1 protein-coding gene is annotated in these 2,552 nt (G+C 74.5%); it reads right to left on the bottom strand.

The window, feature by feature from the left end; all coding sequences use genetic code 11:
- The coding region (locus AOK23_RS11085; protein ID WP_157878000.1) for a type I polyketide synthase at positions 1–2,552 on the bottom strand (2,552 nt) is incomplete at both ends.

Here is a 2,552-nt window from a genome sequence, read left to right as displayed (position 1 = left end):
CGAGGTCCTTGAACGGCCGGTCGGGGGTGAGGGCGTCCGGGGAGGCGTGCCCCAGGACGGCCGCGGCGTGCTCCCGGACCAGGTCCACGAGGGCGTCCCGGCGTTCGAGGTCGGTGAGCCCGGCGAGACTCTCGCGCAGCCGGGCGGAGGCGTTGGTGTCGGCCGTCGCCGTGTCGTCGGCCGGGTCCCCGCCGTGGAGGGCTCGGGCGGCCTCGGGGATCTCCTCGACGAGCGGGCGGCGCCGGGAGAGCGCGTAGACGGGGGCGAACCGCTCCCAGTCCATGTCGCTGACGGTGAGGGCGGTCTCGCCTTGTCCGACAGCCTCGCTCATGACGCCGATCGCCAGCTCGGGCTGCATCTGCCGCAGCCCCATCCGCTCCAGTTGTCCGGCGACGGACTCGGAGCCCTGGAGCATGCCGCCGCCCGCCCAGCCGCCCCAGGCGACGGAGGTGGCCGTCAGACCGCGCGCCCGACGCTCGTGGGCGAGCCCGTCCAGATAGGCGTTGGCCGCCGCGTACGTACCGTTGCCCGCGCTTCCCCACACCGCGGCCCCCGACGAGAACAGCACGAACGCGTCCAGGTCCAGGCCCGCGGTCAACTCGTCGAGATGACGGGCACCTTCCACCTTCGCCGCCGTACCGGAGACGAGTTCCTCCTCCTCGATGGACAGCACGTCGGAGAAGGTCGCCACGCCGGCGGCGTGGACGATGGCGGTGAGCGGGGTCTCCTCGGGGAGGTCCGCCAGTACGGCCGCCAGGGCGTCGCGGTCGGCCACGTCGCACGCGGCGAACGTCACTCGTGTGCCCCGTGCCTCCAGTTCCCGGCCCAGGTCGGCGGCGCCCGGCGCGGCCGGGCCGCGGCGGCTCGTCAGCACCAGGTGCTCCGCGCCCTCGGCGGCGAGCCACCGGGCGACGTGCGCACCGACGCCGCCCGTACCACCGGTGACGAGGACGGTGCCCCGCGGTTTCCAGACCTGCTCCGGCCGGCGTCCGCCCGCCAGGGCACGCACCAGCCGCCGTACGTACGCACCGGACTCACGCACGGCGACCTGGTCCTCGGCGCCGAGGGCACCCACGGGACCGTTGTCGCCGACGGCGGCCGGGTCGCGGCTGTCGCCCTCGCCCGCGCGGTCCGCGCGCCCAGCGGCGAGTACGGCCGCCAGCCGACGCCCGGTGTCCTCGGTCCAGCGGGCCGGCAGGTCGACGAGCCCGCCCCACCAGTCCGGGTGTTCCAGGCCCACCACTTGCCCCAGCCCCCACAGCTGGGCGGCCTCCGGGCGGACGGCGTCGCCCGTGACGACCGCGGCGGCGCCCTCGGTCAGCCACCACAACGGTGCCGTCACATCGGCGGAGCGGAGGTCGCGGAGCAGGGCCACGGCCTCGCCGAGGGAACGCGGGACCGCGATCACGCCCGCATAGTCGCCCGGGACCGCCTGCGCGGCGAGGATCACCTCAGCTCCGGCCGCCCGAAGCGCGGCAGCGATCCGGGCCTCGGCCGTCGTGGATGCGTCAGCCGTCGTGGATGCGTCGGCCGCCGTGGATGCGTCAGCCGCCGTGGATGCGTCAGCCGCCGTGAATGCGTCAGCCGCCGTGAATGCGTCGGCCCGGGGGATCGCGCCGGGGGCCCCTGCCGGGTGCAATGCCTCGGGTGCGATCAGCAGCCATCGCCCGGCGAGGCGCGGGTCCTCGTCGAGGAGGGTGCCTCGTCGCCATACGACCCGGTAGCGCCAGTCGTCGACGGCACGGCCCTTGCCGGCCGCGACCGCCATGGTTTCGGGCCAGTAGCGCCGGTGCTGGAAGGCATACGTCGGCAGGTCGACGTGAGACAGGCCGGGGTCGGGGGTGGTGTCGGCGTCGATGGGCGCGAAGCACTCCCGCCAGTCGACGGTGGCCCCGTGCACGTACGCCTCCGCCAGTGACAGCAGCAGCCGTTCCCTACCGCCGTCGTCGCGGCGCAGGGTCCCGGTGACGGCCACCTCGCGTCCGGCCGCCTCCGCCGTCTCCTGTACGGCACCGGCCAGGACGGGGTGGGCGCTGACCTCGACGAAAAGCCGATGGCCGGACTCCACCAGCCCCCTGATCACGGACTCCAGCCGCACGGTGGAGCGCAGGTTGCGGTACCAGTAGTCCGCGTCCAGTCCGGCCGTGTCGAAGCGTCCCGCCGTGACCGTGGAGTGGAAGGGCACCGAGGCCGCGGTGGGCGCGATGTCAGCCAGGACCGCCGGGATCTCCTCACGCAACCGCTCGACGTGCTCTGTGTGCGAGGCGTAGTCCACGTCGACCCGCCGGGCACGAGCACCACGCGCCTCCGCCTCCGCGATCACCTCGTCCAGCCCCTCGGGCGTACCCGCCACAACGACGGAGGACGGGCCGTTGACCGCGGCCACCTCCACCCGACCATCGGCCAGGGGGATGAGTTGTTCCACCTCGTCGACGGGCAGCTGCACCGACGCCATACCACCCTTGCCCGACAACGCCAGGATCGCCTTGGAGCGCAAGGCCACCACACGGGCCCCGTCCTCCAGCGACAGGCCCCCCGCCACCACCGCAGCC

The organism is Streptomyces torulosus, from assembly GCF_001419765.1.
Taxonomy (GTDB): Bacteria; Actinomycetota; Actinomycetes; order Streptomycetales; family Streptomycetaceae; genus Streptomyces; species Streptomyces torulosus.
The sequence above is the reverse complement of the archived record's forward strand: the minus strand, read 5'-3'. Positions and strand labels throughout refer to the sequence as shown.